Below are 23586 nucleotides of genomic sequence, written 5' to 3'. Positions count from 1 at the left end.
TAAGAATCTTGTGCCTTATAAGAAATAAAGGATAAAAATGGAACTTACACATCTTAACAAGCAAAACAATCCAACAATGGTTGATGTGAGTAATAAAGACATTACTACGCGCGAGGCTTATGCAAGTGGTGTTATCTCAATGAGCGAACAAGCCTTTGAAGCAGCGATAAACCACACCGGAAAAAAGGGGAGCATTACACAAACTGCGATTATTGCTGCGATTATGGGAAGCAAAAAGACAAGTGAGCTTATCCCGATGTGCCACCCGCTTATGATAAATAAAATCAATGTAGATATAACCCCAAATCCCACTAAGCACTCTATCACGCTTGGTGTTTTAGTAAAATGTGAGGGTAAAACAGGTGTAGAAATGGAGGCACTCACGGGTGTGAGTATCGGGCTTTTAACAATCTATGATATGCTTAAAGCCATTGATAAGTCTATGGTTATAAGCGATATTTGCCTGCAATCAAAAAGCGGTGGTAAAAGTGGGGATTATAAACGCATACATTCCAAAGCCACGAGAAAAAGCTCCAAGAAGGATTCTAAAACCTCTTTAGAATCTAAAGCTTCAAGCTCACATAGCGAGGATTCCAAAAATGGCTGAATCTACGCTTATCGCCGTGTTTTGTGGAATTGCGGGGCTAGTGTGTGGCGCATTTGGTGCGTGGATATGGCACAAAAAGGCATTGAAAACCTTGGAATCCGCACATAATGAAAAAATACAAAATCAAATACTTGAAAACCAAAGCCTATCGGTTGCCCTTGCTGAATCTAAGGGCATTATCACCTCTCTGGAATCTGCCTTTACGCAAAGATTCGCAGATTTAGAAAAGGGCTTTGAAACTCGTCTAGCAGAACAAAAGGTGCATTCGCAGGATATGCTACACAGACTACAAGAGCAATATACACTCACACAAGAAGAAATACAAAAAAATGAGGAAAGGAGTAAGCAGGAGCTAAGTAATGCTTTTAAGGCTTTGGGCGCGGAGATTCTTAGTCAAAATACACAAAACTTTAAGCAGGAGCAAAGCCTCTCTTTACAGCCGCTTAAAGATGAGATTATGCGATTTACAAAACAGCTCAATGATAACCATACCTCTGCACTCACACAACATACTGCCTTGCAAACACAAATCGAGCAACTAAGCAAACTCAATATGCAACTTTCCACTGACGCACATAATCTCACAAATGCCCTCAAAGGCGAGAACAAGACACAGGGAAATTGGGGAGAGGTGATTTTACAAAGGGTATTTGAAAATAGCGGATTGCAAGAGGGTCGCGAGTATGAACTGCAAGTGGATATGCGTGATAACAATAATGACAAGCTCCGCCCTGATGCGATTGTGAAATTACCCAAAAGTGGCGATGAGCAGCGATGTGTGGTAGTCGATGCCAAAACTTCACTAATTGCATATGAGAGGCTGTGTAACGCGCAAGATAAGCAGGAAAGAGTCTTGGCACAAAAAGATTTGGCAGATTCTATAAAATCCCATTTCAAAGGCTTAAGCTCCAAAAATTATCAACAATACACACAAGGACAAAAACTTGATTTTGTGCTAATGTTTATCCCTATTGAGGGAGCGTTTTTAGAGGCTATGCAATATAATCCTATGCTTTATGATGAGGCATATCAAAAAGGTGTGGTGCTTGTCTCACCCACGACTATTATGGCGGTGCTAAAGATTATCTGCAATCTATGGGAGATTGAGCATCGCAATAAGTATGCCGATGCAATATTTGACGAGATTAAAACACTTTTTGACCGCATTGAAAAGTTTTACAATGAGCTAGAAAGGCTTGGGGGCAATATTGATACGATGAAAAAAACTTATGATGGTGTGATGACTAAATATAATGGAAAACAAGGTATCGCTAAGCCAAGCAAAAATATTCGCAATCTGCTTAGGGGCGCGGAGACACGGAATCTTGCAGATTCCATAAATACAAATTATGCGCTCGGTAATGACAATGAAGTTTAATGCTTAGGTGATAAACAAGAGGGCAACTATTCTTTCAGTCTCAACACTTTATTTAGAATTTTTATCGAATGGTAATCGCCTCAAATATGCTAAAATCACCCTTTTAACACCTTTTACTTTTGTGAGAAAATGCCTTTTATTAGTGCGGATTCTATGCAAAATAAAAAGGTGATTTCCACTGATTGCCTTAAAAACTAAAATCAATAAACTTTTTATTGAATAATGCAATGTATAATAGGTGTATAAATGTCGTTATGTCGCATAGGTGCGCTTTAGTGGCGTTTAAACTAAACATAAGGAGCTTATTATGGGTAAGTATATAGAATTGAGTAATGATAACTTTGACGCAGAGGTTATGGGTAGTGGCGTTGCGCTAGTGGATTTTTGGGCACCTTGGTGCAATCCTTGCAAAATGCTTTCACCTGTGATTGACAAACTTGCCGAATCTTATGAGGGAAAAGCAAAAATCTGCAAAGTGAATGTGGATAACGAATCTGAGCTTTCAAAGAGATTTGGTATTAGAAATATCCCTACAATCCTCTTTTTTAAAGATGGAGAGATTAAAGAGCAAGTAACGGGTGCAAAATCAGAAGATGATATACGCGCGAAACTCGACACACTCCTCTAAGATTTTAAGTATAGTTTCTCGCTTCTAAACCTTGCTTGGATTTTATATTTTTTAGAGTCCAAGCTAACCACACGAGACAAAAACATAAAAACAACATTGTTAATTCAAGTTCAAACGCTCATTGCTTCATAGTGCTTGTGGTAATTTATGATGATTAAGCTTATACAAAATACACAACAAGATGATTCTATTAGAATCTAAGCCACAATATGCTATTATGCTTACCTTAGCTTTGATTTATTTATTTACACCTAAAAAATTTGAGTGATAAGATGAAAGGCACAAAACACACAAAAATAAGGTATAGGATTTTGCCCTATGAGATTTCGCCCTATAGTTACAATTTTTAAAAAACTTTTTTCTTCTCATATAAACTACCATTGGGTAACGCTATGTGGTGCAATCTTTCTTGCATTTTACCTCAATGATACTTTTAATGCTACATTTGATAGACTAGCCACACAGGCTGGTTTTATTTATCTGCTCTATTGCGGAAAAATCGTGCATATATTTTTCTTAATGCTCGGGCTTGAGATTCTATGTCTGCGCTTTAGTATCAAGTTTGTGCTGGGCTTTATTTTGTTACTTAGTAGCGTGTGCGGATTCTATATGGATTCACTTGGCGTAGTAATTGATGAGGATATTATACAAAGCGTAATAGAGACACACACGGACGAGGCTATGGATATGATAAGTGTCGGGCTTGTATCGTATGTGCTATTTTTTGGTGTGCTACCTTGTTTGCTTCTCGCACTCCTTAGATTCAAAAAACAAAGATTTATAGAATCTTTTGCGCAAAAGAGCATAATACTCATAACCCTAGGTGTGCTTATAGCACTAAGCTATGTCGCCTGTGGGAAGGATATTGTATTTGTTTTCAAAAAACAAAAAAGTCTCGCAAGTATGCCAAATCCAATAGCACCAATTCGCTCCACTATCCTTTACATTCAAAACCAAGTAGAGCAGGATTTCACACCTATCTTTGTAGCTCAAGACGCACATTTAAAAGCAGATTTACCGCCCCAAATCGTGCTTTTTTTTATCGGTGAAAGCACAAGAAGTGCAAATTTTTCACTCAATGGTTACAAAAAGCTTACAAATCCCTACACAAGCGCACTTAAAGTGATAAGCTTTAGTGATTTTTACTCCTGTGGCGTTATTACCGCTATTTCTGTGCCTTGTATGCTCACACATTACACACATAAAACCTATACACACCGCAATCTATCACTCTACACAAACAATATACTCGACATAGCCAAAGATGTGGGCTATGATGTGTGGTATCTAGGCAATAATGGTGGCAAATGTGTGGGAGGTTGCGACAGAAATATTGAGCATAGCATTTTATATCCTAGCGATAGCCTTGATGGCGCAATGCTCCCTGATGTCAAGCGTATTATAGAAAAAGCACAAAAAACAAAGCAAAATACTTTTATTATCGCGCACGGCTATGGGAGTCACGGGGCTTCTTATGCGCTTCGCTATCCTCCAGATTTTGAGCATTTTAATCCAGTGTGTAAGCAAAAAGAACTTTCAAAATGTAGTTATGAAGAGATTGTCAATACTTATGACAATTCGATTCTCTACAATGATTGGGTATTGTCGCAGATGATACAAATGCTAAATAATACAAATATGCGCACAATGCTATGGTATGTGAGCGACCACGGAGAAAGCCTAGGAGAATTAGGGCAATATATGCACGGAGGGTTAGGCTATACCCTCGCCCCGGAGTATCAAAAACATATCCCCTCAATTATGTGGTTTAACAATCAATGGGGCGATGTGCCTACTTCTGCGCTAAACAAAAAAGATACCCAACTCAATCACGACTATATATTTCATACTTTGCTTCATTTGCTAGGGATAGAGACAAAAGACTATGATAAGAATCTTGATATTTTGCACCGCAATTAAATATCACAAATATCCCTATAAAATTCACACGATTTTTTAATTCGTATTAAAAGTTAAAAAATCAATTACTTTTAGTAACTTTTGCTTCAAAAAAATTTACTTCTCCCATTTTCACTTAATACTTGGATTCAAAACATATTAAAATTGCGAAGACTTTAACAACAAAGGGGACTGCTATGAAAACACAAGATGCACATAAAGAGTTGTTTGGTAAAGCCTCTCAAAGACTTGAGGAACTCTCAAAACTTCCGGCACATAATGCGGAGAGGGATTTACTGACAGAGTTAGAATCTAAAGGATTCTCTCGCCGAGATTTTATTAAATGGTCTGGTATGATGACTGCCGCACTTGCACTTCCCGCAAGTTTTGCTCCACTAACTGCAAAAGCCGCAGAGCTTGCGAACCGACTCCCTGTCGTATGGCTTCATATGGCGGAATGCACTGGTTGTAGCGAGAGCTTACTACGAAGTGATGCACCTAGCATAGATTCTCTTATCTTTGACTATATTAGCCTAGAGTATCACGAAACCGTTATGGCAGCCTCTGGTTGGCAAGCTGAAGCAAACTTAGAAAATGCTATTCATAAATATGCAGGTAACTATTTGCTTATGGTAGAGGGTGGTATTCCTAAAGGTAGCAGCGAATTTTATCTCACTATCGGCGCACACGGGCGCACAGGCGCGGAAGAAGCAAGAATAGCAGCAAAAAATGCAAAAGCTATCTTTGCCATTGGCACCTGCTCTAGCTTTGGTGGTGTGCAAGCAGCTTATCCAAATCCAACAAACGCGTGTCCTCTTAGTGAAATTACAAATCGCAAAGTGATTAATGTACCCGGCTGTCCGCCAAGCGAGAAAAACATCGTGGGTAATGTATTGCATTTTATTTTGTTTGGCGAATTACCTACACTTGATGCTTACAATCGCCCTACTTGGGCTTATGGCTTAAGAATCCACGATTTGTGTGAGCGCAGAGGGCGGTTTGATGCAGGACAATTCGTAGAACATTTTGGCGATAAAAATGCTGAAAAAGGCTACTGCCTCTATAAAGTGGGCTGCAAAGGACCTTATACTTTCAATAACTGCTCAAAACTTAGATTCAATCAACATACAAGTTGGCCTGTGGGCGCAGGGCACGGCTGTATAGGCTGCAGTGAGCCAAAATTTTGGGATACAATGAATCCATTTGAAGAACCAATTAGCAATCATCTCTATGCTACAAACTTTGACGGAATGGGGGCTGACAAAACTGCTGATGTCATCGGCTCTGTTATATTAGGGGCTGCAGCAATCGGTATTGCCGCACACGCAGTAATAAGTTCAACACAAAAAGCAAAATAAGGAGTGAAAAATGACAAAGCGTATAATAGTAGATCCAATTACAAGAATCGAAGGACATTTGCGTATTGAAGTGATTGTTGATGATAATAATGTTATTACTGATGCGTTTTCTACCTCAACGCTATGGCGCGGTATAGAAACTATTGTAAAAAATCGCGACCCACGTGATGCTGGATTCATAGTGCAAAGAATCTGCGGGGTATGCACATTCTCTCACTACAAGGCTGGTATTACCGCGGTGGAAAACGCGCTCGGTATCAAGCCTCCGCTTAATGCGATTTTGACGCGCACACTGATGAATATCTCACTTTTCTTGCACGACCATGCAGTGCATTTCTACACATTGCACGGGCTTGATTGGTGCGATATTACTTCGGCACTTAGTGCAGACTGTGAAAAGGCTGCAAAACTTGCGTTCAAATACACCAACAATCCTCTTTATACAGGCGAAAATGACCTTAAAGCCGTGCAAGAAAGAGTATCAGCATTTGTAAAACAAGGTGCATTAGGACCATTTGCGAACGCGTATTGGGGGCACAAAACTTATAGATTCACACCAGAACAGAATCTTATCGTTCTCTCACACTATCTCAAACTCCTTGAGATACAACGTATAGTGGCACAAATGATGGCTATTTTTGGCGCAAAAAATCCACATCCGCAAAGCTTAACTGTTGGCGGAGTAACTTCTGTTATGGATATTTTAGACCCTAGCCGACTTGGCGAGTGGCTCTGCAAGTATAAAGAAGTGGTAAAGTTTATCAATCGTGCATATTGGGCAGATGTGATTATGGCGGCGGAAATGTATAAAACCGAAGATTCGGTATTGAAGGGCTGTGGCGTGAAAAACTTCATTAGCTTTCAAGAAATGCAAGTTGGCGAGGACGAGTGGCTCTTTAGTAGCGGCATTGTTAAAGGTGGTGATTTGAGCAAAGTCTATCCTATTGATGAGAGCAAAATCACAGAGGAAGCCACACACTCGTGGTATAAGGATAGTGAGCCTCTCCACCCATACGATGGCAAGACAAATCCAAAATATACAGGCTTTAGAGACGCACAAACAATCGGTGCTGATGGAAAGCTTGTAGATTCTAAGATTATTGATGAAAATGGCAAATACTCTTGGATAAAATCGCCACGATACGAGGGTGAGCCTATGGAGGTTGGACCTCTTGCGAGTGTGGTGGTGGGATACGCGAGCGGAAATCCTGCGATTGTTAAAGTTGTAGATGAGTTTTTGAGCGTTACAGGACTACCGGTAGAGGCTATTTTTAGCACACTTGGTAGAACCGCGGCGCGCGCAATAGAATGTAAAGTCGTGGCTGATAATGGTATCAAAGCGTTTGAAGCACTTACTGCAAATATCGCAAAGGGTGATACAAGCACTTGTGCGCCTTATGTTATTGATAAGAAAAAAGAATACAAAGGGCGATACATCGGCAATGTGCCTCGAGGAATGTTAAGCCACTGGGTGCGTATCAAAAATGGTGTGATTGAAAATTATCAAGCAGTCGTGCCTTCTACTTGGAATGCTGGACCTATGGATTCTAAAGGACAAAAAGGACCTTATGAAATGAGTCTTATCGGTACACAGGTAAAGGATATCACGCAGCCGCTAGAAATTATCCGCCACATACATTCATTTGACCCTTGTATTGCGTGTGCAGTGCATGTTATGGATACAAAAGGTAATGAATTAAGTCAATACAAAGTAGAACCCTCATTTGCAAGACTTCGCTAAAGGAGGCGGTATGAACAAGATTGATATGTTTAAAAAAGAACTCCATATGCACGAGGAGTTTTCGGGGATTACTCGCCTGTTTCATTGGCTAAGGGCATTGTGTATTTTTGCGCTTATCGCCACAGGATTTTATATCGCCTCGCCATTTCTCATCTCTCAGCCAGAGATGACTCAAGCCACTTTGCAGGGCGTCATCAATGGAGAGGTTGTGCTTACGCAGGATATGGGTGTGGTAGGCACATCATATTTGCAAGCCTATATTCGCAATGTGCATTTGGTTATGGGCTTCGTGCTTATCGCCATTTCTTGCTTTAGGCTTTATCTCTTTTTCTTTGATAAAAAATCTTTGCCAGAGAGAATCTCATTCACTCAAGTCAAAGACGCGAAAGTATGGGTTGCACAGATTAGAGCCTATCTTTTCCTAGGCGCTCACCCACATATCAATGGCGCGTATAATCCAATACAATTTGTAACATACTTTTTCCTTGCTATACTCGTGCTTTTAATGTCCCTTACCGGTATAGTGCTTTACTACAATGTCTATGGAGATGGACTTGGCGCGATTTTGGCATTTTGCTTTAAGTGGGTGGAGGCGCTCTGCGGAGGTTTAGCAAATGTGCGAAGCATACATCATCTTTCAACTTGGGCTTTTATGATTTTTATCCCAGTGCATATCTATATGGCAGTGTGGAATTCTGTCAAATATCCAAATGGCGGCGTAGATGCGATGGTGAGTGGTATGCGTTATACTGAAGATGTAAAAATCTAATGAAAATCCTCGTGCTGGGCATTGGCAATATCCTCTTTGGCGATGAGGGTATTGGGGTTCATTTAAGCAATTTTTTGAAGCTCAACTACCGCTTCAGTGGCGAAAATGAAGTGGATTTTGTCGATGGCGGCACACTCGCCACAATGCTTATCCCTCTCATCACTTCTTATGATAAAGTGCTTATACTTGACTGCGTGAGTGCGAATAATGCTAATGTGGGCGAGGTATATTATTTTGACTTCGACAATGTCCCTCAAATTATTACTTGGGCAGGAAGTGCGCACGAAGTAGAAATGCTCCAAACCTTGCGCCTCACAGCTATTAATGGCGATTTACCACCAGTAAAAATTATTGGCATTATCCCCGAGGTTATCGGTGAGGAGACAGCATTCACTCTTTCAGATTCTGTAAAAGAGGGTGCGAAGCTTATGGAGAAACTCGCCCTAGAATTCCTAGAACAAAATGGAATCCACGCGGAAAAAATCGACAATAAAGACTTACAAGAGGTGGCTAATGGCTCATTTCGAGGTTATGAATGATTTATGACTTTAGCTTTACCAATACAAGCACAGATGAAGAATTTTTCCTCTCTATCCTAGCCAAAGAAGCCAAAACCCTCGACTTAGAGGCTTTTTTTTACACACATAGTGAGCAAACACACTGCCTTTTGGTAGATTTACATGCTCTTATAGAATCTCACAAGCAAAACGCGTCATCTCACGCGCAACTATCTCAAACCCAATCCCAAAATAAAGAAAGTATTTTAGAGCAATTTGCTAAGGATATGGACTATTCAGGGCAAATTCTATCTTTTGCAAATAACCTCTCTCTTACTCTGCCACTCTGTCTTTATTTTTCTTTTTTACAGCTAAACCCCATAAATCCGCCACAAGCTTTTTTTGATACACTTGATACACTAGATTCTAAACTCTCCCTTATAGAGATTTTGACCCACGCCCTACCCCTTGCCTTAGAGATACCACTGCATTGTGATTTGCAAGATGCTAATCATATATTAGCACGTTGCAAGACACCCAAAACGCACTACTATACGCCGTTACAGACACAGCAGATTCTCAATCCTACAAGCACAAATTTTGCGATACTCAACCCAACACAATCCCCTATGCACAAAGCCCTAAAAGAGCCGAGCGCAGATTATTTAAGCAAGATTGTAGCTAGGCTCAAAAATGGGGAAAATATCGTTTTTAGCACTGCGCGCGGGGTGCAATCACTCTCCCTTACCCCCACAGCGCACACGCATACAACCATTGTATGCGATATTGGCTCACTCAAAACCTACTTTCGCACACATAAGGCGCATATTGATATTCTCGCAAGTTTTGAAAAGCCCTCAACACGACTTGTGCCTAAAGAAGTATTTGAAAAACACTTTCCCGCCGATGAATGCGGTTTGGTAAAAGTAACCCTGCCCTATGATATGCCTCTAGCAATCATTGGTGCGCTCCTTTTACAAGACGAGATAGGCTATTTTTTTCTCTCGCATACGCAAGGAGAGCCAGATTTTGACTTCGCACATTCTGTGCAACAAGAGCAGATTCTAAGCATTGCCAAAAATGGTATGTTTATCGACACACATATCGCGCATAACCTCTCTTTGCACTCACTCATAGACGCGCATATTGATGTAGATTCTCAATATTCTCATCTTGTTATCTATCTTAGCTCCAAGCACCCGAGTGCCTTTCTCATCTATAATCAAAATCCAAAAGTCCTCCTTGATATTTCCTTTGATAATAATCCACTTCATATATGCGAGGAGATTACACGCAAATATGAAAGCGGTGGGGAGCTTTTGAAAAATTTTGGTGCGCACTATCCGCAGATTCTCTCATCTCTTTTTAGCCTTGAAAACGAAAATCACCCTACAAACAATCTCATTGATATACTTGATACTTGCGCCTTTGTGCTAGGGCTACCCCCAAAGAATATTCAGGCAGACACCGCAACAAATACTGATAAAACAGAGGTGGACAAACCGCAAAGAGCTGATAAAAATGTGCTTTTTTATCACGCGTATCGCTTTGTGCGTGAAAGAGGACCACGCATTGATTATAAGCTTACGCGCGAGGGCAATCATATTTGGCTTGATTATCCCCTTGTCGTGCGCTCGTGCATAAGCTTTAAATGTGCCGGGGTGGAGAATGAGATTCTAAGCTTTGGGGTACTCGATTCATTAAGTGAGTTTGTCGCTACACTTGTGCGCGATAGCCTCACAAATCTCGCTATTGATAGAGTCCTTTTGCTCGGCGATATGCTCGCTAATCATATTTTCCTTGATAAGATTCTAGAATATCTACCTAAAAATATTCATCTCATTTTGCCAAAAAATGGCTTTATTGATTACAAGTAAATTACTCAAAATAGCTATAATCTCGCCTTATCAAAACTTAAGGAGTAATAAATGAAATACATCGTAGCATTGTTAGCAGGTTTTATGGCTTTTATGATGAGTGCGTGCAGTGATGAACCACTTGCGCTAAACACAAATGAATGTCCACAAGATGCGCTTTGCCTCAACAAAAGCATATCGGTTTCACAAAATATTATGCCTAATGCCTACAAGGCGAGTATCCGCATTACAGAAAGCGATACATTGCGAAAGGGTGGCGAGATAGAATCAAATGTAAAAAAAGACATTGCCAATACTCTGAATGACATCATTGGTTTAAGCAAAAAACAAGATTTATGCGAGGGTGGCAACCACGAATTGCGTCCAAATATCCAATACAAAGACGGCGCTGCAAGGGACACCGTGGGCTATACACTTAATTTCAACCTTGAATGCGATGTGCCAAGCAAAAAGAAAAAAGAATACGATAGCCTTATCGCAGAGATTGATAAGAAAATCAACAAAAACAAATATTTAAGCTTCCTTGCACCAAATGTAAATATCATCGCCACTTCTGAATCTTTACAAGAAGCACAAGATAAGGCATTTGAAAGTGCATTGCAAATCGCAAAAGAGAAAGAAAAAGATTACTCTAAAATCACTAACACAAAATGCGTTCTTGCTGGGGCAGATTCTACAAATACCCACATCATACAGCCAAAAATAATGAGAGCAGAGGCAAGTAATATGAGCGCATATGCGGATACGAGCTGGGAGCTTCCTATACCAAAAGAGCAAGAGATTACAGCTAGAATTCAAGTGAAATACATTTGCAGATAGGATAAATATGAAAAGCAGTTTTGATACATTACTTATACACGGCGGGGCGACCACAGACCCACGCACAGGCGCAGTAAATACACCAATATACCAAACTTCCACATACGCTCAAAGTGCGCTAGGAGTGAATCTAGGCTATGAATACTCACGCACGAAAAACCCCACGCGTGATGGGATTGAAAGCCTCATAGCAGAATGTGAAAACGGCAAGTTTGGCTTTGCATTTGCTTCAGGTATGGCAGCTATTGGGACGATTCTAAGCCTTTTTTCAAGCGGAGATTGTATTATCATCTCGCATAATATTTATGGTGGCACTTTTAGAATCTTAGACAAAGTCTTTACACATTTTAACATCAACTACAAAATCATAGACACAAGGGATTTAGACGCATTAAGGGCGGCTATCACACAAGAAGTCAAAGCCGTGCTTATAGAAAGCCCTGCAAATCCTCTACTTAATGTTACGCCATTGGCACAAGTGGCAAACCTATGTAAAGAAAAGGGCATACTTAGCATAGTGGATAATACCTTTATGACACCATATCTACAAAAGCCTTTAGAGCTTGGCATTGATATTGTGGTGCATTCAGCGACAAAGTATCTAGGCGGACATAGCGACCTTATCGCTGGACTTGTGGTGGTAAATGATGAGGAGTTAGCCCAAAGAATTGGATTTTTGCAAAATAGCATTGGCGGTGTGTTAGCACCATTTGATAGCTTTTTGCTTATACGCGGTATAAAAACATTAGGCTTAAGAATGCAACGTCATTGCGAAAATGCGCTATTCTTAGCAAATGCCCTAAGTGAGCATAGTGCTGTGAAAAAAGTATATTATCCCGGACTACAAGATGATGAAGGCTATGAGATTCAAAACTCACAAGCGCGTGGTGCTGGAGGAATGATAAGCTTTGAGCTCAAGGAAAATTATGATTATAGAATCTTCTTTAAATCAACGCGTATTATCGCATTAGCCGAAAGTCTAGGCGGTGTAGAATCGCTCCTCTGCCACCCCGCTTCAATGACACACGCTTCAATCCCAAAAGATATACGCGAAAATCTCGGCATAAGCGAACAACTCATACGATTATCAGTAGGTATAGAATATGCACAAGACTTACTCGATGATATTAAGCAAGCTATTAAACTCTCTAAGCAATGATTTTTACTTCAACCCTTGAACTCATTGGCAACACACCGCTTTTAGAACTAAAAGCGGTGGAGATTCCAAACAATAATCGCATTTTTGCTAAGCTCGAATATTATAATCCAGCAGGTGGCGTAAAAGATCGCGTAGCTTTGTATGTGTTTCAAAAACTGCGTGATGAGGGAAAACTCACAAAAGATTCGGTGGTGATTGAGGCTACTGCTGGAAATACAGGACTAGGTATCGCCCTTGTGGCACAGCATTTTGGGTGCAAGGCAATACTTGTTGTGCCTGATAAATTCTCCATAGAAAAGCAAATCCTTGCAAAAGCACTCGGCGCAGAGGTGATAAACACACCCAAAGAACAAGGTATGCAGGGTGCAATAGATGAGGCAAATGCCCTACTCTCTCGCACTAAAAACGCCTTTAGCCTCAATCAATTTGAGAATCTCAACAATCCTTACGCACATTATCTTAGCACGGCTGTGGAGATTTACACAGATATGCAAACGCTTAATCCCACCTGTGTGCCACCTTTTGATTATTTTGTATGTGGAGCTGGAAGCGGAGGAAGTTTTAGTGGCTGTGCGCGGTATTTTAAGGAGCAAGATTTTCGTATAAAGGCTGTGTTAGCCGACCCGCTAGATTCAGTGATTGGCAAATGTCAATATGGACACGAATGCGGATATAAATGTGAAAATAAATGCGTATGCACTCACATCGAGGGTATCGGCAATGCGCAAATCCCAAAAACTATGGATACCTCGCTTATTGATATGGTAGAAAAAATAAGCGATGAAGAGGCATATAATGGGCTTAAAATCTTAACAAGACAAGAAGGGATACTAGCTGGTATCTCATCTGGGGCTACCCTAAGTGCAGCACTCAAAGTAGCAAATAAAGTGCAAGGAGCAAAAATTGTAACGCTCTTTGCCGATGAGTTAGGCAAGTATTTTAGTCACGATGCAATTAATAGCCTTATACAATAGCTAAGGCTTTGACTTATAGAATCTTATTAGAATTTCACAAGGCGCAAGGTATTCAAAAGCTTTTAGATTCTACAAAGAAATAAAAAGATATAATTACCGCTTTCAAGCCATTGCATTATTTGCGCAAATAGTAAAACTCGTCCTTTAAAGATATAAGTATAAATAAAAAAGAAGACAAAAACATAAACTCGTGCAAAGCAACTAAGGATAAGAATGAAAGTCGTGCATCTCATCACACAAGATAATGGTGGAGCGGGTAGAGCTTGTGTAAGACTCCACAAAGCACTATTAAAAGAAGGTGTAGATTCTATAATCCTTACGCAAAATAAAACCACAGATTTGCCAAGTGTAAAACGAGTAGCCCAAAGCAAATTCCAAAAGGCTTTCTCAAGAATCCGCCCTTTTCTTTCACAACTCCCACTTATCCTCTATCCTAAACGAGACAAAGACATATTTTCACCAAATCTACCATTTTTTACACCGAGCAATCGCTTACTTTTAAAGCAAATAGAGGAACTTAGCCCCGATGTCGTGCATTTGCATTGGATAGAGGATGGGTTTTTTAATATCAAAGATTTAGAATCTATACAAGCACCGCTTTTGTGGAGCTTACACGATGATATTGCCCTCGCCTTGCTTTATAGCGCAAGTGATGTGTTTATAATGCCAAGCTTTGTAGAATCTTTTGGGCAAACAGCACTTGAATCTTTAAGTTGTGGCACACCTGTGGTGGCATTTGATACAAGCGGACTTAAAGACATTATCACTCATAAATACAATGGTTATCTTGCTAAATGCTATGAAGCGCAAGATTTAAAAAATGGCATAGAGTGGATTCTCTCTTTAAACACACAAGAGTATGCCGCATTAGCGCATAACGCCCACAAAAGCGCAGTAGCACTTTTTGGTTCTAGCAAAATCGCACATTCCTATATAGATATGTATCAGCATTTAGCTGGGGGGGGGGCAGTAGATAAACTTAGATATGTAATATACATATCTCCCACATTCTCACCTTACTTTTCTCTTTATTCATCACAGATTCAGAATCTATCTTGCTTAGGTGGCGATGTATGCGCAGCCTAAACCCTCTCAAAGTCATCTATTCTCACGATATATTTTCAAGTCAATTTGTTGGTGGAATCTCGCGATATATTTTCGAACTTTATAGACAGAATCCAAACGCCATAATTCCATTATTTTATAGTGAAAATCTCTATTTAGGCAAACATTCTAAAAAGCGATATTTTAAAGGCAAAAACCGCATTATTTGGTATCTTAACGAAAGTATAGAACGATATATGCTCAAAAAAGGCGATTTTAGCATTTATCACCTAAGCTACTATAAACACTTTATAAAACCAAAAAATGCCCTTGTAGTAGTGAGTGTCTATGATATGATTCACGAGATTTATGCTCATTCGTATTTTAAACACGATACTAAAACTTCATCATTAAAAGCCTTAAATTGCACTCAAGCTGATGGGATTATTGCTATTTCCCACCAAACAAAAAAAGATATTGTTCGCTTTTTACATATTCCACCGCATAAAATAAAAGTGATTTATCTTGGACAAAGTTTAGAAAAAAAGGACACAAAAATCGCCCTGCCAGATTTTTATGTGCTTTTTGTAGGCAACAGAACAGGATATAAAAATTTTAATACTTTTGCAAAAGCAATAAAGATTCTTGTAGAAAAATATCCACATATTCAAGCTTTATGTGTTGGTTCTCATTTTGATGGAGATGAAAAAAAATTTTTAGATTCCTTAGGGGTTACATCTCATTTTATAAGTTATGGGGCGCAAGATGATGAACTTTATAGCCTCTATGCTAACGCAATTTGTTTTGTGTTTCCCTCATTATACGAGGGCTTTGGAATACCCATTTTAGAATCCTTTTTTGCCCACTGCCCTGCGATATTAAGCGATATAGAAGTTTTTAGAGAAATAGCGCAAGATTGCGCATTATATTTTGACCCACACAACCCAAAAGCACTCGCCTCACAAATAGAACTCATACTCAATGATACACAATTAAAACAATCACTTGTTGCCCTTGCAGACAAACGATTAGAGGATTTTAGTTGGAAAAAAACATATGAGCAAACCCTTGCATTCTACAAAGAACTTATGGAGCAAAAAAGCATAAATCAACAGGAGAGCAAAATGAAAAAAGCACTTATTATAGGAGCAGGTGGGCAAGACGGATACTTTTTGATGAAATTATTATTATCCAAAAATTATGAAGTGCATATTATGGTGAGGCATTTGCCTCAATTTAAACATCTCACCTTTGTGCAATATGATGACTTATATTTTACAAATGCACATAATAAAATCATATTTCATTATGGAGATATTACAGATTCAAGCTCTATAATAGAGATTTTGCAAAAAGTGAAACCAAATGAGATTTATAATCTTGCTGGTATCTCAAATGTAAAAAAATCTTTTTCTATGCCACAAAATACAGCAGATTCTATCGCACTTGGCACATTAAGAATCCTAGAAACCATACGAAGCACAGGCATTAGTTGTAAATTTTATAATGCTGCAAGTTCTGAAATTTTTGGCAATGCAAAAGGCATACAAAACGAGAATACTCCATTTGACCCAAAATCCCCTTATGCCATAGCTAAATTATATGCACTCTATATGGTAAGACATTATCGTGAAGCTTATGGCATATTTGCCGTAAATGGTATTTTATTCAATCACGAATCTCCATTAAGAAGTGATGAATTTGTAAGTAAAAAGATTGTGAAAGCAGCAGTAGCTATCAGTTATAACCTACAAGAAAAGCTTTATCTTGGTAATCTCAACTCAAAACGCGATTTTGGCTATGCTAAAGACTATGTAGAATGTATGTTTCTTATGCTTCAATATGAGAGGGCTGAAGATTTTATCATTGCCACAGGCGAACAACATAGTATCAAAGAATTTTGTGAGATAGCATTTCGCAAGGTAGGCATAGAGTTAGAATGGTTTGGTAAGGGAATAAATGAAAAAGGAAGGGATAAACAAAGCAAAAAGATTCTTATTGAAATTAATCCAAACTATTTTCGACCACTTGATATTGCAAGTAGTATTGGCGATAGCTCTAAAGCACAAGAAAAGCTTGGGTGGAATCCCAAAAATACAAGTTTTGAACAACTTATAGAAATTATGATTGAAAGTGAAAAAGTTAAGCAATTAAGCTGGGGGGGGGGCAGTAGATAAACTTAGATATGTAATATACATATCTCCCACATTCTTACCTTACTTTTCTCTTTATTCATCACAGATTCAGAATCTATCTTGCTTAGGTGGCGATGTATGCGCAGCCTAAGTATCTTACAATCCTCTACTGCAAAAGCAATATTCAAAAAGCCTATTTATTTTGTTATAGATTCAATCATTAATGTGCTCTATCCCACAAAACAAGCACGACAAAACAAATCCTTAGTGATACTGCGAAACGATGCCATTGGTGATTATTTGTTATTTAGAGATTTTTTGCGCATACTAAGACAAGAATATAGCAGCTACCATATTACCTTGATTGGAAATATCGTATTTAAAGACTTTGCACTTTGTCTTGATAGGGCTTACATTGATAAATTTATTTGGATTGATAATAAAAAATTTAGAAAAAACATTCTATATAGCATTCTTTTTTTAGCTAGAATTCGAAAACATACATTTGATGTATTTATTAACCCCATACATTCAAGGGATATAAACAATATCATTATTTCAAACAAAATCAATGCCATTTATAAATATGCCCCAAGCGGTGATAGCATAAATATAGCCCCAAATATTAAAGCACAAAATGACAGAATCTATACACAACTCTTTAAAAGTAGTGAGGGGATTATGTTTGAATTTTATAGGAATAATGAATTTATCAATCATCTTTTGCATAAACAAATCCATATTGAGCCTTATATCGATGGCACATTATTTACAAAATTTGAAGCAACATCAAATTATAGTGTGCTTTTTATCGGGGCAAGTGCTGAATACAGAAAATGGAGCATTGAAAATTTTGCAATAATTGGTAAGTATTTAATAGAAAATTATCATCAAAATATCGTTATTTGTGGCGGTAAAGAAGATATGGAAAAAGCAGAAATTTTAGAATCTAAAATCAATGCAAAACATAAAGTTTTCAATATGGTAGGCAAAACAAGCCTAAATGCACTAGGTGGAATCGTATATAATGGCAACCTACTTGTTTCGAATGAAACAAGTGCCGCACATTTAGCAGCCATATTAGACACAGCGATAGTTATCGCCGTGTCTAATGGCAACCACCTAGGTAGGTTTATCCCTTATCCAAAAGGGCTAAGGGATAAATACTACCCGGTGTTTCACCCATTTATCGAAGAAAACTTCGATAAATATGAAGAGCTAAGTAATGCTTATGCTTACCAAAGCACACTTGATATTAATGAAATAACAGCCAAGCAAGTTATTGGTGTTATTGACAAAATTATGACAAAAGGAGCTGCAAATGAATGATTATTTTCAAGCTAGAGGTGTTAATCCTCAAATGTATAAAAACACTAAACTTCCTGCATATTTCAAGGAAGTTATAGAATCTCTGCCTTCTCAAAGTAAAGTTCTAGATTTTGGCTGCGGATTTGGACAAAATCTCCTCGCTCTAAAAGAAAAAAATTTTGATTTTAGCGGGGGGGGGTGATAAGAACTTTCATCTCTTTGGTATTGATATTAATAAAAATGCCATTGCGTATGTGCAGAGTTTAGGAATAGAAGCAATGGTATGTGAAAATATTTTTGATTTTATTCCTAGCCAAAAGTTTGATTTGATTATCACAACGCACACATTGGAGCATTTACCAAAAGATAAAGTTATCCCCCTACTTTCTCATTTTAAAGATTATTTTTTAAATGAAAGAGGCAAAATCTTTATTGCCGTGCCAAATGCCCAAAGTCATACAGGCTGCTATTGGGCTTATGAGGATTTCACTCATAACACCCTTTTCACTGCTGGAAGCTTGATATATGTTTTACAAATGGCTGGTTTTAGCAATATAAAAATAATTGACAAAGACGCAATGACTGGGGCAAAAGGCATTAAAAAATTGATTCATAAATTTTTCCTTAAACTTTATAGGTATAATATCGCTTTTTGGAATCGTATTACAGGAAGTGCGTTTCACGCACCAAGCCCACAAATTTTTAGTTACGAGATAAAAATTCTTGCCACAAAGGAATCTTAGATGAAAAAATACATTCGCTCATTGCTTCAGCGCATAAAAAGACATTTTACCTATACATTAGATTCTAAAATAGACAAACTCACTATCCTCAATGCTAACTTACTTTCACAGCAACATTTACAAGCTTATAAGCAAGAATTAATGGGGGGGGGGGGTAAGTATAGAATCTATGGAATTTAGTGCGTATTCCCAAAATGGAGAAGATGGAATCTTAGATTTTCTTATTGAAATTTTAGGGCTTGATCGCGAACATAGCCCCTACCCTAAAGCCTTTGTGGAATTTGGCGTGCAAGATTATACAGAATCTAATACGCGCTATCTACTTAAAAAACGTCATTGGCAGGGCTTAGTTATTGATGGCGGAGCAGACTATATCAACTTTATCAAAAATGATGAAATTTATTGGAGATATGATTTAGAGGCAACTTGCGCCTTTATCACAAAAGATAATATCAATACCCTTATACATAACTACCTCATTTCACGCAATCTTACAAATATTGCCCTATTGAGTGTTGATATTGATGGCGTAGATTATTATGTATGGGAAGCTATTGAATGCGTTACTCCTGCTATTGTGGTAGTAGAATATAATGCAATTTTTGGCGAACAAAGCGTGAGTGTGCCATATAGAGAAGATTTCAATAGATTCAAAGCTCATTATAGTGGTTTATATTTTGGTGCAAGTCTGCAGGCTCTTATTAAACTTGGCAAGAAAAAAGGCTATGCTTTTATAGGCTGTGATAAAAGTAGGACAAACGCATTTTTTGTGTATAATCCACTTCTTTCTAAACTCTCTCCTATCAAAGTGCAACATCTTTCATATTATTGCCATTCTCATCACGCAAGGCAAAGTCGCGATGAAAATGGCACACTCAATTACCTCTATGGAGACAAACGACTTGAAAATATTGCTCACTTGCCTTTATCTATAATATAATCCCTGCTTTATAGAGATACACAAGGAGATGAAAATGACACTCTTAGCTCAAATAATTTATCAAAGCTACCTCAATACTCAATCCAAACTCTTGGCTTACCTCCTATTTGCTTCTTAAAGTGTGTAATTCCACAATCAAATGCCATTTTAGAGGATTTACATTTTATATGCCACTTTCTCATACAATATTTATTTTTCAAAACGTTACCCCTCCTATGATATGCAGCTTCGCAATATAGCACAATACATTTATAATGAAAAAAGTGCATTGACTATGGTAGATGTTAGGAAGCAACATTTGATACTTGTTGCCTTACCGGGATAAATGATGTTTCATATCTTCTATGTGAAGGTAAAAAAAGCTATGCCAATCTTATTGCAAAAAATATAGAATTGAATTTTGGCAAAAAATAATGGGGGGGGGGGGTATAATAAAGCTTATGCTACCCTCACTTCACAATATGATTGGCTTATACTTGAAATATTCGACCAAATGGTTAGAATGCAAGGTGGTGGTGATATGAAAATTTGTCTTGAATCTACAGCAGCCAATGATGACAAAATGCTTGGAGCATTTATCAAAGAACGTGTAGGTACTGATATTTTTACCAACAATACACAATATATCTCCCTTATCTCTAAAATCACCCTTGATAAAATAGCAAATAAATTTCTCAATATCTATTTAAAGATTCTCTATTTTCTCACACCTGCCTCTATCCGTAATGAAATTTTTATCCGCACAAGCATTGGAGAACGACACAAATGGGCATACGATAATTTTTCGCTTACGCGTCTCTTACAAGAAGCAGGTTTTAGAGAAATAGAGCAAATGAGGTATGATACCTCTGCCATTGATCACTTTAATGAATACTGCCTTGATATAAATAGTGATGGCTCTCCATATAAAGGTGTCTCTAGCCTCTATATTGAAGCAATAAAATAAAATTTGGATTCTAAAAATCAAAATCTATTTTCTCACATTCCCTTAGTATTGCTTTAAGCTATTTATAAAATTTTGTGATAAAATAAAAAAGCACAAAAGCAAAGGAAGAAAATGAATATTAACTTAGAAAACAAAAATTTAGAGCCGAGTGAGAGGCAAGAGATTCTCACTTTACTTAATATGCAAAATCCCAACATTAGCGATGATTTAGAGCAGATATGGTATCTACTCAATCAAGTGTGGCGCAATATGGGCTGCGATAATAAACATTTAGATTGGGAAAAAATAGGCAAATTTTATACACACCCTGTGTGGATTCTCAATGGGCTTTTTATAGAATCTCACGAACTTTCTCTTAGCATACGCAAGGCAATAGCGCAATATATCGCTTCACTCAATCCAAAACGCGTATGTGATTATGGTGGTGGATTTGGTAGCCTAGCCAAAGAGATAGCCAAACTTTGCCCACATACGCAAATTGATATTTATGAGCCATTCCCTAGCTCTTATGGCAAAAAATGTGTTGAAGAATTTAGTAATATTGCTTTCGTTTCTATGCTTAAAGAAAACTATTATGATTGTCTTGTATCTACCGATGTTTTAGAGCACGTTGATGATGTGCTACATACTTTTGAATCTATGCTTGCGACCCTTACAATCGGGGGCAAGGCACTCATTGGCAACTGCTTTTATCCTGTCATTGAATGCCACTTGCCTAAACATTTTCATTATCGCTACACTTTTAGATATATTGCTACAATGATGGGTGTTTCTTATAATGGCAGTGTAGAGGGCACGGGATATGTAGAAATCTACACGAAACACAAAAAGTCGCGTGTCAATTTTACAACGAAATTAGCGGGGGGGGGGGGGAGCAAATGTTTATTTGCAATAATGCCTATTCTCAAACCCATACTCAAGCCACTCCTCAAAGTGCTTAAACATTTCGCATCTCACACAAAGGATTCAAAATGACAAACTGCATTCTCTGTCATAGTAACAACACTGAAATTACCCAAGAAGTAAAGCAAGATGATATAAATGCACTGTGTAGAAAAGTATATGGTATGGATACAAGCTACCTTATCACGAGTGATTTACTCTATCATCATTGCAAAAGCTGTGATTTGCGCTTTTTTACTACCAAAGATGGCACTATCCCCACAGGCGATAATAACTTCTACAACACACTTACCGAACTTGATTGGTATTATTTTAGTGAAAAACACGAATATAGCTTTGCCAAACAATTTATAAATAAAGATTCTAAAGTATTAGAAGTAGGTTGTGGCAAGGCTGCATTTGCACATTTCCTACCTCAAGAAGCAAAAGCACATTATGTTGGACTAGAATTTAACACACAAGCAAAAGAATTAGCAGCAAAAAATGGAATTTTAATTGAAAATATACCCATTGAAGAATATGCCAAAAGCCATGCACATAGCTTTGATATTGCTTGTAGCTTCCAAGTGTTAGAACACGTAAGCAATCCTCATAGCTTTATCTCTGCACAAATTCAATGCCTAAAAGATTCACAACTAAGTATGGGGGGGGGGGGTATAACTCATCTTTATTAATGATCGCCGTGCCAAGCGAAGATAGCTTCATTCAATATTGTGTCAATGGTATTCTCAATATGCCTCCTCATCACATCTCTCGTTTTAGCGATAACACCCTGCATAATATCGCTGATATTTTTAATCTCAAGCTCATTAACTTGTATCACGAGAGTGTCCAAAAAGAGCACATTGAGTTTTACAAAAGCACAATGTGGGCAAAACTTTTTCTCCCTACCCCACTTGTGGATAGAGGATTTTTTAGAAAAGTAATCAATAGACTAGGAAGAATAGGCAGACACTGCATAAAAATCCCACCAAATGCTTACGGACACACAGCAGTAGCCATTTATGAGATAAAATAATATTTTTACACCAGCATTGCCAAAAGCCCAAAGCGTCCAGTGATGCCCTCTCTGCGATAGGAGTAGAGATTATCATTACAGCAGCTACAATGAGGATTTATCTCAATATGTTCTTGCTTAATACCTAGATTCTCACATTGTGTGTAAATACAATGAATTAAATCAAGTTTATTGCCATTCATTGCGCTTGATTCAAAGCCTAACCTCAAAAGCTCATCGCGCACTTCTTGCCCTACTTCATAGCAACACGAGCGGATAGAAGCCCCCACATAAAGCAGACAATCTGCTGCTTTTGTACCATAAAGAGTAGTCATTTTTGCAAGAGTTTGTGGCAAGATTCTATCAAATACACCCCTGCGCCCCGCGTGTATCACTGCCATTGCGTGATGCTTTGCATCATAGAGCAAAAGAGGATTGCAATCCGCTACCAATACGAGACAGATTCTGTAAGGCAGGTGCGTAATAATTGCATCAGTCTTGCCGATACAAATAGAATCCTTAAAGTCTCGCGTTGCAAAATCCTGCTCCCCTCTCTGTAAATGCTGCGATTCCAAAAGGCGAGATTCTAAAGCCTCATCTAAAACAATGCTTTCTGCGCTGTGAATCTGCTCCATATAATACAAGGGCTTTCTCTTCTCTTGTGCAATATGGCATTCCTCATAAAGACACATTGCCACCTTTTGATGATTTCTCACTACATTTTGAAACATATCGCCTACATTGAATCCAAGATTGAGTGCATTAAATGCCCCTACACTCGCTCCACCAACGCGATTAGTAAGTGCAAAACGCACATTTTGCTCCCTAAAAAGACTACTTTCAAAACTCGTATGTAAAAACATA

Annotated in this window: 23 protein-coding genes and 1 pseudogene; 23 read left to right on the top strand and 1 reads right to left on the bottom strand. The window is 38.2% G+C overall.

The genetic code is table 11. The annotated features are described in order from the left end of the window. Nucleotides 1-37: 37 nt before the first annotated feature. From moaC to BN2458_RS03505, 23 genes and pseudogenes are all read left to right on the top strand, one after another. Nucleotides 38-505: pseudogene (gene moaC, locus BN2458_RS03610) on the top strand (cyclic pyranopterin monophosphate synthase MoaC); the annotation flags it as partial. 94 nt (nucleotides 506-599) lie between these two features. Continuing rightward, on the top strand, nucleotides 600-1985 hold the full coding sequence (locus tag BN2458_RS03605; protein ID WP_064504556.1) for a DNA recombination protein RmuC: 1386 nt from the start codon (nucleotides 600-602) through the stop codon (nucleotides 1983-1985). 307 nt (nucleotides 1986-2292) lie between these two features. Then, nucleotides 2293-2613, top strand: coding sequence for a thioredoxin (gene trxA, locus BN2458_RS03600; RefSeq protein WP_034326139.1), 321 nt, complete (start codon nucleotides 2293-2295; stop codon nucleotides 2611-2613). Between the two features lie 318 nt (nucleotides 2614-2931). Beyond that, nucleotides 2932-4533 carry a phosphoethanolamine transferase gene (locus tag BN2458_RS03595; protein ID WP_231944847.1) on the top strand — a complete coding sequence of 534 codons (1602 nt, stop codon included), beginning with the start codon at nucleotides 2932-2934 and terminating at the stop codon, nucleotides 4531-4533. 176 nt (nucleotides 4534-4709) lie between these two features. Further along, entirely contained in the window at nucleotides 4710-5870 is a 1161-nt protein-coding gene (locus BN2458_RS03590) for a hydrogenase small subunit (protein WP_034326141.1), read from the top strand. A 10-nt stretch (nucleotides 5871-5880) separates the two neighbouring features. Further along, a complete protein-coding gene (locus BN2458_RS03585) occupies nucleotides 5881-7611 on the top strand; it encodes a nickel-dependent hydrogenase large subunit (protein WP_034326143.1) in 1731 nt (576 codons plus the stop codon). Nucleotides 7612-7621: 10 nt separating this feature from the next. After that, nucleotides 7622-8380, top strand: a complete 759-nt coding sequence (gene cybH, locus BN2458_RS03580; protein WP_034326144.1) for a Ni/Fe-hydrogenase, b-type cytochrome subunit — start codon at nucleotides 7622-7624, stop codon at nucleotides 8378-8380. Continuing rightward, nucleotides 8380-8919, top strand: a complete 540-nt coding sequence (locus BN2458_RS03575; RefSeq protein WP_034326146.1) for a HyaD/HybD family hydrogenase maturation endopeptidase — start codon at nucleotides 8380-8382, stop codon at nucleotides 8917-8919. Before cybH ends, BN2458_RS03575 begins: the two co-directional genes overlap by 1 nt. Next, on the top strand, nucleotides 8916-10754 hold the full coding sequence (locus BN2458_RS03570) for a hypothetical protein (protein WP_034342245.1): 1839 nt from the start codon (nucleotides 8916-8918) through the stop codon (nucleotides 10752-10754). The genes BN2458_RS03575 and BN2458_RS03570 overlap by 4 nt, the downstream gene beginning before the upstream one ends. Nucleotides 10755-10805: 51 nt before the next feature. After that, on the top strand, nucleotides 10806-11573 hold the full coding sequence (locus tag BN2458_RS03565; protein ID WP_034342247.1) for an SIMPL domain-containing protein: 768 nt from the start codon (nucleotides 10806-10808) through the stop codon (nucleotides 11571-11573). A gap of 7 nt (nucleotides 11574-11580) precedes the next feature. Further along, entirely contained in the window at nucleotides 11581-12732 is a 1152-nt protein-coding gene (locus BN2458_RS03560) for a trans-sulfuration enzyme family protein (protein ID WP_034342249.1), read from the top strand. Then, the gene (locus BN2458_RS03555; protein ID WP_034342251.1) at nucleotides 12729-13706 is read left to right on the top strand and encodes a PLP-dependent cysteine synthase family protein; all 978 of its coding nucleotides are present in this window, start codon (nucleotides 12729-12731) and stop codon (nucleotides 13704-13706) included. Before BN2458_RS03560 ends, BN2458_RS03555 begins: the two co-directional genes overlap by 4 nt. A gap of 213 nt (nucleotides 13707-13919) precedes the next feature. Further along, nucleotides 13920-14792 (top strand): glycosyltransferase, encoded by an 873-nt coding sequence (locus BN2458_RS03550; RefSeq protein WP_052082056.1) that lies wholly within the window; start codon nucleotides 13920-13922, stop codon nucleotides 14790-14792. After that, complete coding sequence (locus BN2458_RS09700; protein ID WP_082628715.1) at nucleotides 14780-16927, top strand: GDP-mannose 4,6-dehydratase; 2148 nt, start codon at nucleotides 14780-14782, stop codon at nucleotides 16925-16927. The genes BN2458_RS03550 and BN2458_RS09700 overlap by 13 nt, the downstream gene beginning before the upstream one ends. Nucleotides 16928-17023: 96 nt before the next feature. Continuing rightward, on the top strand, nucleotides 17024-18214 hold the full coding sequence (locus BN2458_RS03540) for a glycosyltransferase family 9 protein (RefSeq protein ID WP_052082183.1): 1191 nt from the start codon (nucleotides 17024-17026) through the stop codon (nucleotides 18212-18214). After that, complete coding sequence (locus tag BN2458_RS03535; RefSeq protein ID WP_058122043.1) at nucleotides 18207-18395, top strand: methionine biosynthesis protein MetW; 189 nt, start codon at nucleotides 18207-18209, stop codon at nucleotides 18393-18395. Before BN2458_RS03540 ends, BN2458_RS03535 begins: the two co-directional genes overlap by 8 nt. Continuing rightward, nucleotides 18373-18936, top strand: a complete 564-nt coding sequence (locus tag BN2458_RS03530) for a methyltransferase domain-containing protein (protein ID WP_058122042.1) — start codon at nucleotides 18373-18375, stop codon at nucleotides 18934-18936. Before BN2458_RS03535 ends, BN2458_RS03530 begins: the two co-directional genes overlap by 23 nt. After that, on the top strand, nucleotides 18937-19116 hold the full coding sequence (locus BN2458_RS10370; protein WP_231944846.1) for a hypothetical protein: 180 nt from the start codon (nucleotides 18937-18939) through the stop codon (nucleotides 19114-19116). Further along, on the top strand, nucleotides 19106-19876 hold the full coding sequence (locus tag BN2458_RS03525; protein WP_231944845.1) for a hypothetical protein: 771 nt from the start codon (nucleotides 19106-19108) through the stop codon (nucleotides 19874-19876). Before BN2458_RS10370 ends, BN2458_RS03525 begins: the two co-directional genes overlap by 11 nt. Before the next feature lie 400 nt (nucleotides 19877-20276). Next, nucleotides 20277-20822 carry a hypothetical protein gene (locus BN2458_RS03520; RefSeq protein ID WP_052082126.1) on the top strand — a complete coding sequence of 182 codons (546 nt, stop codon included), beginning with the start codon at nucleotides 20277-20279 and terminating at the stop codon, nucleotides 20820-20822. A 111-nt stretch (nucleotides 20823-20933) separates the two neighbouring features. Then, nucleotides 20934-21797, top strand: coding sequence for a class I SAM-dependent methyltransferase (locus BN2458_RS03515; protein WP_058122041.1), 864 nt, complete (start codon nucleotides 20934-20936; stop codon nucleotides 21795-21797). Continuing rightward, nucleotides 21794-22399 carry a class I SAM-dependent methyltransferase gene (locus tag BN2458_RS03510; protein ID WP_058122040.1) on the top strand — a complete coding sequence of 202 codons (606 nt, stop codon included), beginning with the start codon at nucleotides 21794-21796 and terminating at the stop codon, nucleotides 22397-22399. The genes BN2458_RS03515 and BN2458_RS03510 overlap by 4 nt, the downstream gene beginning before the upstream one ends. An 8-nt stretch (nucleotides 22400-22407) precedes the next feature. Continuing rightward, nucleotides 22408-22743, top strand: coding sequence for a hypothetical protein (locus BN2458_RS03505; RefSeq protein WP_138109593.1), 336 nt, complete (start codon nucleotides 22408-22410; stop codon nucleotides 22741-22743). Nucleotides 22744-22748: 5 nt separating this feature from the next. On the opposite strand, the gene BN2458_RS03500 is transcribed toward BN2458_RS03505, so the two are convergent. Beyond that, nucleotides 22749-23585, bottom strand: coding sequence for a polyphenol oxidase family protein (locus BN2458_RS03500; RefSeq protein WP_034327062.1), 837 nt, complete (start codon nucleotides 23583-23585; stop codon nucleotides 22749-22751). Nucleotide 23586 lies beyond the last annotated feature (1 nt).

Source organism: Helicobacter typhlonius (assembly GCF_001460635.1).
Taxonomy (GTDB): domain Bacteria; phylum Campylobacterota; class Campylobacteria; order Campylobacterales; family Helicobacteraceae; genus Helicobacter_C; species Helicobacter_C typhlonius.
The sequence above is the reverse complement of the archived record's forward strand: the minus strand, read 5'-3'. Positions and strand labels throughout refer to the sequence as shown.

Bases quoted from the DNA above. Each gene is read 5' to 3' on its own strand.
- BN2458_RS03605 (WP_064504556.1), top strand. From the start codon at position 600: ATGGCTGAATCTACGCTTATCGCCGTGTTTTGTGGAATTGCGGGGCTA.
- trxA (WP_034326139.1), top strand. From the start codon at position 2,293: ATGGGTAAGTATATAGAATTGAGTAATGATAACTTTGACGCAGAGGTT.
- BN2458_RS03595 (WP_231944847.1), top strand. From the start codon at position 2,932: ATGAGATTTCGCCCTATAGTTACAATTTTTAAAAAACTTTTTTCTTCT.
- BN2458_RS03590 (WP_034326141.1), top strand. From the start codon at position 4,710: ATGAAAACACAAGATGCACATAAAGAGTTGTTTGGTAAAGCCTCTCAA.
- BN2458_RS03585 (WP_034326143.1), top strand. From the start codon at position 5,881: ATGACAAAGCGTATAATAGTAGATCCAATTACAAGAATCGAAGGACAT.
- cybH (WP_034326144.1), top strand. From the start codon at position 7,622: ATGAACAAGATTGATATGTTTAAAAAAGAACTCCATATGCACGAGGAG.
- BN2458_RS03575 (WP_034326146.1), top strand. From the start codon at position 8,380: ATGAAAATCCTCGTGCTGGGCATTGGCAATATCCTCTTTGGCGATGAG.
- BN2458_RS03570 (WP_034342245.1), top strand. From the start codon at position 8,916: ATGATTTATGACTTTAGCTTTACCAATACAAGCACAGATGAAGAATTT.
- BN2458_RS03565 (WP_034342247.1), top strand. From the start codon at position 10,806: ATGAAATACATCGTAGCATTGTTAGCAGGTTTTATGGCTTTTATGATG.
- BN2458_RS03560 (WP_034342249.1), top strand. From the start codon at position 11,581: ATGAAAAGCAGTTTTGATACATTACTTATACACGGCGGGGCGACCACA.
- BN2458_RS03555 (WP_034342251.1), top strand. From the start codon at position 12,729: ATGATTTTTACTTCAACCCTTGAACTCATTGGCAACACACCGCTTTTA.
- BN2458_RS03550 (WP_052082056.1), top strand. From the start codon at position 13,920: ATGAAAGTCGTGCATCTCATCACACAAGATAATGGTGGAGCGGGTAGA.
- BN2458_RS09700 (WP_082628715.1), top strand. From the start codon at position 14,780: ATGCGCAGCCTAAACCCTCTCAAAGTCATCTATTCTCACGATATATTT.
- BN2458_RS03540 (WP_052082183.1), top strand. From the start codon at position 17,024: ATGCGCAGCCTAAGTATCTTACAATCCTCTACTGCAAAAGCAATATTC.
- BN2458_RS03535 (WP_058122043.1), top strand. From the start codon at position 18,207: ATGAATGATTATTTTCAAGCTAGAGGTGTTAATCCTCAAATGTATAAA.
- BN2458_RS10370 (WP_231944846.1), top strand. From the start codon at position 18,937: ATGAAAAAATACATTCGCTCATTGCTTCAGCGCATAAAAAGACATTTT.
- BN2458_RS03525 (WP_231944845.1), top strand. From the start codon at position 19,106: ATGGAATTTAGTGCGTATTCCCAAAATGGAGAAGATGGAATCTTAGAT.
- BN2458_RS03515 (WP_058122041.1), top strand. From the start codon at position 20,934: ATGAATATTAACTTAGAAAACAAAAATTTAGAGCCGAGTGAGAGGCAA.
- BN2458_RS03510 (WP_058122040.1), top strand. From the start codon at position 21,794: ATGACAAACTGCATTCTCTGTCATAGTAACAACACTGAAATTACCCAA.
- BN2458_RS03500 (WP_034327062.1), bottom strand. From the start codon at position 23,585: ATGTTTTTACATACGAGTTTTGAAAGTAGTCTTTTTAGGGAGCAAAAT.